Origin of the sequence: Leisingera sp. (genome assembly GCF_034669605.1) — a bacterium.
Lineage (GTDB): Bacteria > Pseudomonadota > Alphaproteobacteria > Rhodobacterales > Rhodobacteraceae > Leisingera.
The window spans coordinates 1-5,547 of sequence record NZ_JAXMOX010000261.1; the positions used below are offsets into that span (position 1 = coordinate 1).

The 5,547-nt window shown below is 60.3% G+C and carries 5 protein-coding genes, 1 tRNA gene and 2 rRNA genes; 3 read left to right on the plus strand and 5 right to left on the minus strand.

The features are described 5' to 3' along the window. Window positions 1-167: 167 nt before the first annotated feature. Window positions 168-1,721 carry a plasmid recombination protein gene (locus tag VOI29_RS22185; protein WP_323783757.1) on the minus strand — a complete coding sequence of 518 codons (1,554 nt, stop codon included), beginning with the start codon at window positions 1,719-1,721 and terminating at the stop codon, window positions 168-170. Window positions 1,722-2,078: 357 nt separating this feature from the next. Then, window positions 2,079-2,231, minus strand: coding sequence for a hypothetical protein (locus tag VOI29_RS22190; protein ID WP_323783759.1), 153 nt, complete (start codon window positions 2,229-2,231; stop codon window positions 2,079-2,081). 168 nt (window positions 2,232-2,399) lie between these two features. Between VOI29_RS22190 and VOI29_RS22195 the strand changes: the two genes are divergently transcribed. The 3 genes from VOI29_RS22195 to VOI29_RS22205 all read left to right on the plus strand — a co-directional run bounded on the left by VOI29_RS22195 (window position 2,400) and on the right by VOI29_RS22205 (window position 4,930). Further along, complete coding sequence (locus VOI29_RS22195) at window positions 2,400-2,867, plus strand: hypothetical protein (RefSeq protein WP_323783761.1); 468 nt, start codon at window positions 2,400-2,402, stop codon at window positions 2,865-2,867. A gap of 253 nt (window positions 2,868-3,120) precedes the next feature. Next, the gene (locus VOI29_RS22200) at window positions 3,121-3,360 is read left to right on the plus strand and encodes a hypothetical protein (protein WP_323783763.1); all 240 of its coding nucleotides are present in this window, start codon (window positions 3,121-3,123) and stop codon (window positions 3,358-3,360) included. A gap of 163 nt (window positions 3,361-3,523) precedes the next feature. Then, complete coding sequence (locus VOI29_RS22205) at window positions 3,524-4,930, plus strand: recombinase family protein (protein WP_323783765.1); 1,407 nt, start codon at window positions 3,524-3,526, stop codon at window positions 4,928-4,930. Here VOI29_RS22205 and VOI29_RS22210 read toward each other — a convergent pair. From VOI29_RS22210 to VOI29_RS22220, 3 genes are all read right to left on the minus strand, one after another. Beyond that, a tRNA-Met gene (locus VOI29_RS22210) sits at window positions 4,887-4,963 on the minus strand. The genes VOI29_RS22205 and VOI29_RS22210 overlap by 44 nt on opposite strands. A 44-nt stretch (window positions 4,964-5,007) precedes the next feature. Continuing rightward, window positions 5,008-5,122 (minus strand): 5S ribosomal RNA (gene rrf / locus VOI29_RS22215). 211 nt (window positions 5,123-5,333) lie between these two features. Further along, window positions 5,334-5,547, minus strand: a 23S ribosomal RNA gene (locus tag VOI29_RS22220); the annotation flags it as partial.

Genomic DNA, 5,547 nt, shown 5'->3' on the forward strand with positions numbered 1-5,547 from the left:
TTCGAAGGTCTGGTCCGGGGAAACCTGCTGCGTCGCCGTAAGGCCGCTGCTGTGGGCGCAAAGAAGTTCTGGTGCTTTCTGCACCTGCATCTGCCGCGGCGGCTTAAGTCCGGTTTGTCCGCACAGAAAACCTTGGCTTTTTACGCAGCAAAAGTCAGCAGTCCGTCCTATTTCGGTCCGCTGTCTATCCCACCGAGCGTGATCCTCGACAGCCTCGCCTCATCTTCCGGCTCCCATTTCTGACGCAGACCGCGCACATAATCCGCGTCCTGCTTCAGCTTTTGCCGCTCCTTGGCGAGGACGCGTTTCACGGTTCGGGCCACCAGTTGCGCAATGCGTGTGACCATACGCATTGCTGGGCGGATCTCCTTCAGCTTTTCATCCTGTGCCTGCTTGGTCTTCGGAGCGGTCGTGCCCCAGGTCAGCCGCGAAGGCTGATCTGCTGATGCCTCCTGCCAAGCAAGCGCACCATCAGCTACGAGCTCCAGACCGGTTTCGATGGCATCCGAGATTACTTCTGCCTCAGCCACCTTCACCCTGACCTTTTCTCCCGCCTCCTTCAGCCTCGCTTCCTCTGCCTCCCGGGCGGCCTTCTGCTCCCGGTACTTTTGGGCAGCCGCTTCCGCCCTCTCCTCATACCCCTTTACCATCGGCTCCATGGCTACGACCTCGGCTTCAATGGCTTCTTTCCTAGAATTTGCGGCGGCAGCCGCCTCTTCAAACTGACGCGCCTCGGCCTCTGCCGCGTCGCGACTGCGTTCGGCCGCTGCAGTTTCCCGCCCGGCCCGCCGCTTGCGGGCCTGCGCCTCTTTGATCGCGCGTTTGCGCGATTTCCTGCCCGTGGCCTTGGCCAAGTCCCGGGCGCCTTCGGCGACCGCCTTGGCCTCCATCCGGGCATCGCCCAGGATGCGTTTCCTCTCTGCTTGCGCCGCCCGGCGCTCCTCGGCACGCCACTTTGACGGTGGCACATGATGCCGAGTTTCAGGCTGCGGAGCGTCCTCCGCTCGTGCCTTCCGCCGGGCTTCGGCATGGCGCTTTCCCCTAGTGATCCCGATTTTTGCGAACGTCTCGCCCGCAAGGTCCTGGGCATGCTCGTAGTTCTTCAGCAGCGGGTTTGCGGACGGCTGCAGAACAACCTGCCGCCCGCTGTTGGCAGAATTTTTCTCGGACCAGACCGCAACGACGAAGTGAATGTGATACGCCTCTTCGTCAACATGGGCCGAGGCAAAGCGCAGTTGGTCATCCGGAAAGTGCTGCGTCAGGAATTTCATCGCGACCTCCCGGAATTCCGCAACACGTTCCGGATCCCACTCGAAAATTCCAGCCCCGCCAAACCACGCCTTGTTCACGGTCAGGATGCCTTCGCGCAGAGGTCCCTTGGCGCTTTCCCTCCAGGGATCTGAAGGCCCCTTGGCGGCTTCTCTCTCGGCTTGGCTGATGCGTGATTTCGCCCGCAATGCGCCAAGGCGCTCTTCAAAATTGTGCTCACGCATCTCTGCAACTTCAGTGCAAATCCGCTTCTGCCAACCCGGCCCTCCGGCAAGCACTTCGTTCAGCCCGGACATATCCTGGTCGACGTGCGCCAGGTCACCGCCAGCGCGCTTGTCATGCAGCCGGAATTTCCAAAGCTGATGCGGGAACAGGCCGGCGAACCGAAGGACGACAGGAGCCTTGTCAAGTTTGTCGGACTGGTCTTGGCGGAATTTGGCATGTACGGTCATCTGCAACCTCAGATCTGCTTGACTGATCCGAGTGTCTGCGAAGACGACGAAAATCCCGAGAGACTTGATTGGTTTTGTGAGGCTTGTACTCACTAAGCATGTTGCAATCCCGGGCTGGGCCCCGGAATTGCAACTTGCCAGTTCGCGAGGGGGATACCCCCTTCGATCCCCTCCTCGTCAGCTTGTTTTCGGCCTTCGCCTCTACAAGCTTCCTGCGGCCAGCAGCCTGCTGACCCCGCCCTGCCGGGGGCCGTGGATGCCATATTGTTTTTCGATAATCTGAGTGGGGAGAATGTCGTTTAGCTCAAGACTTCAACCGACCCCTTTGACCACTTCTGAATTGCAAAAGTGCTGAGACTATTTTTGCAGATATCCCTGTTCCTTCAGATGGGAGATCAGTAGCCGTTCAACGTACGAGGCCACGGACCGGTCATCATCTGCCGCTGCTTTTTCTACGGCCTTCTTCGTTTCGTCCGTCACTCGTACGGAAATTGCAGAGGTCTTCGCCATGAGTTCACTTGTGTGCAGTTGACATTCAAATCAGATGAGTGCATATTAAACTCAGTTGCACACATTTGCAACGGGCTGAGGGGAAGGTGGAAGCTCCCCGCCCAGCCCTGACCAAACCGATCTCGTGGAAGGAGACCGACCATGGCTAATTGTTGCCCTATCACGCGCATGAGCGCGGCAAAAGACCTGCATCCTGCATTGACCGCTGTGGTTGCGGGCAAGGGACCCACCCCAATCTTCCGGACTTTCACCGTGCTCATCGAAGCCGTGAATGCTGCCATTGAGATGGACCGCGACCTGTCGCATTCTTTGTCGTGGGATCCTGCGAGCAGCGGCTTCGCGGAGGCGGCGGAGAACCAATGGCAAGACTGCCTGCGTTTGGCTTCCGATGTTTTTTCCGCACCAACTTCCTCCGCCGAAGATCAGCCCCTGCAGCGCATGGCCATGCTGATGCACTTCCTCATTGAAGCCACAACCCCGGGCGAGGCACTGCATTTCCAGCAGCTGATGTATGCGCACCGGGACCTTTTCACCACCGATGATCCCGGTGTCCGCGAAGCGCTGAACCGCGCGGCGCGGCAAGTCGACGCCGTGGTGGAAATGGCAGTGACAGCCCCGGAATTCGCGCCGGTCTGATCCGCCCAATCCCCCCCTGACATAACCTGACCTGGTCACCGCAGCGGATCTCTCCGCCTGCGCCCGGCCGCGTCATGCCCAATTCCAGATTTTCCCGGCAGGTGCCCCATATCCGGCGCCTGCCCTCTCTCTCGCCTTGCGCAACTGGAGTCCTCAATGCCCCACACATCAACCGCCACCCCTTCCGAACGGGGCACAGCTGGTAAAATTGGGCTTTTCCCGGAACCCGGATTCCCGTCTGCGTCACCAGCTGATGAAGCACCGCGGACTGGATGCGCAGATCCTGATGACTGTCCCGATGGCGACCGGGCAACTTGCCTTGCAGACAGAGAAGCGACTGCATGCCAGGCTCAAGGACGCTTTCCCGGACAGCATCGTACCACCCGATCTCTATTCCGGGTCCATCAATGTCCGAAGCGAGATCTATTTTGCGGATGTGACCCGGGAGATCCTCCGGATGCTGGACGAGATCGCCACTGACAGCGCCGCCTGACACTCCTCCATCCACCCTCTCAGCGCCGCCCCAGCCACCCCCGAGTCCGGGGAGGGCGGCGCCCCCTTGCCTGCTTTTTACCCGGAGACAACCGATGCCACAGTTCTCATCTCACCCCTCACGTCCGGCCTGGGTCTCGTTTGGCAAACAGGTCCTGCGCCGAATGATCTCAGAGCAAAACAACGCGGGTGGCAAACGTGACGCCGCTTTGCAAGACCACCCCAAATCCAAACTTCTGGACGCGCTCAACGACCTGCCCAAGACACAGCCCCGGGCCAGTGAGGAGCTAGACCAACTCCGGGAAAGCGGCATCGACGGCTGGGCGCTGGACGACGAGGGACGCAGCTGCCCCGCAACCGCCCTGCCCGACGGCACGGTCAGCACCGGCGACCGGGAGATCGAGCCGGAGGAGTCCGCCGTCATCACCCGGATCTTCCGGGAGTACGCAGACGGTCTTTCCGCCCGCACGATTGCGGCAGCGCTGAACAGCGAGGGCGTGCCTGCCCCCCAGAGCGGCAAGGGCACCGGAGTCTGGAACCCCTCAACGATTTCCGGGAACATCAAGCGCGGCACCGGTATCCTGAACAACGAGCTGTATATCGGGCGCCTGGTCTGGAACCGGCTGACCTACGATACCAACCCGGACACCGGCAAACGGCTGTCACGCCTCAACCCGCCCGAAGACTGGAAGATCGAAGAAGTCCCACAGCTGCGTATTCTGGATGACCAGCTCTGGCACGCAGTGAAGACGCGCCAGGGAGAGGTGCGGCAGGCAATGAACCCGGCAGGCGTTCTGACCGAACGGCCCCGGCTGGAACGCGCGCGGCGGCCGACCTACCTTCTGTCGGGCCTTTTGCGCTGCGCCTGCTGCGGTGCCAGCTACACGCTGATCAACAAGACGCGATACGGCTGCGCCGGCGCGCGCAACAAGGGCGCCGCGGTCTGCACCAACCGCGCCACCATCGGCCGGACAGAAGTGGAAGAGCGGGTTCTCTCCGGGCTGAAGCAGCGCCTGCTGGCACCGGACCTGCTGGCGCAATTCGCCGAGGAATACCGTAAAGCTTTCAATGAAGCTGCTGCCGGAGCCACCCAGGAGCGCCAGAAGGCGGAAGCCTCCCTGAAGAAGGTGGAGGTAAAGATCGCGGGCATTCTGAACGCCATCGAAGACGGCATGTACCATGCGTCATTGAAGGCCAAGATGTCGGAACTGGAAGCGGAGAAGGCCCGGTTGGAGGCCATCATCAAGGAAAGCCCGGAGCCCCCTGCCCTGCGGTTGCATCCCAGCCTTTCGCAGCGCTACCGCGAGATGGTCGAGGATCTCGCCCGGTCGCTGAACGCGCCGGAAGTGCGGCGGGAGGCGACGGCGTCGCTGCGGGCGCTGATTTCGCAGGTGCGGATGGTTCCGGACGCGGATGCGCCGGGCGGCCATCAGCTTGAACTTATTGGGGAATTGGCGGGGCTGATGGCTTTGGGTCAGCCGGAATCGAAAAAGCCCCCGCTGTTTGCAGGGGCTTGGTCGGAAACGATGGTTGCGGGAGCAGGATTTGAACCTGCGACCTTCAGGTTATGAGCCTGACGAGCTACCTGGCTGCTCCATCCCGCGTCAGGTTATTATTGCATCGTTGCGAGAGATTTGGATTTTACTAGGTTTGGCGGTGACCTACTCTCCCAGGGCTTGAGCCCAAGTACCATCGGCGCGGCAGTGCTTAACTTCCGGGTTCGGGAAGGGACCGGGTGTTTCACTTGCGCTGTAGCCACCAAACCGAGAAAAATCCAACAAGCCTGCGGCTTGTGGATGTTTCTCGGTCAGCGGCAGGCAGCGTGTTTGCGAAGCAAACATGCGTTGCCGCACCTGAGCTATGTCACATGACATATCCACAAGGGCAGGCGTTACAATCAAAGTTGTCCAAGTGTTTGTTATTTGGGATGTGTTTGCTTGTTTGGTTTTTCCGTAACACTGTCTGTTACTGGATCAAATCAAGCCTATCGGGCGATTAGTACCGGTCAACTGAATGCATTGCTGCACTTACATCTCCGGCCTATCGGCGTGGTGGTCTTCCACGGCCCTCAGGGATACCTTGTTTTGAGGGGGGCTTCCCGCTTAGATGCCTTCAGCGGTTATCCTGTCCGAACATAGCTACCCTGCACTGCTGCTGGCGCAACAACAGGTCCACCAGTGGTTCGTTC

Excerpts from the sequence above, each read along its gene's own strand:
- VOI29_RS22190 (WP_323783759.1), bottom strand. The coding sequence starts at position 2,231 with ATGGCGAAGACCTCTGCAATTTCCGTACGAGTGACGGACGAAACGAAG.
- VOI29_RS22185 (WP_323783757.1), bottom strand. The coding sequence starts at position 1,721 with ATGACCGTACATGCCAAATTCCGCCAAGACCAGTCCGACAAACTTGAC.
- VOI29_RS22200 (WP_323783763.1), top strand. The coding sequence starts at position 3,121 with ATGAAGCACCGCGGACTGGATGCGCAGATCCTGATGACTGTCCCGATG.
- VOI29_RS22195 (WP_323783761.1), top strand. The coding sequence starts at position 2,400 with ATGAGCGCGGCAAAAGACCTGCATCCTGCATTGACCGCTGTGGTTGCG.
- VOI29_RS22205 (WP_323783765.1), top strand. The coding sequence starts at position 3,524 with ATGATCTCAGAGCAAAACAACGCGGGTGGCAAACGTGACGCCGCTTTG.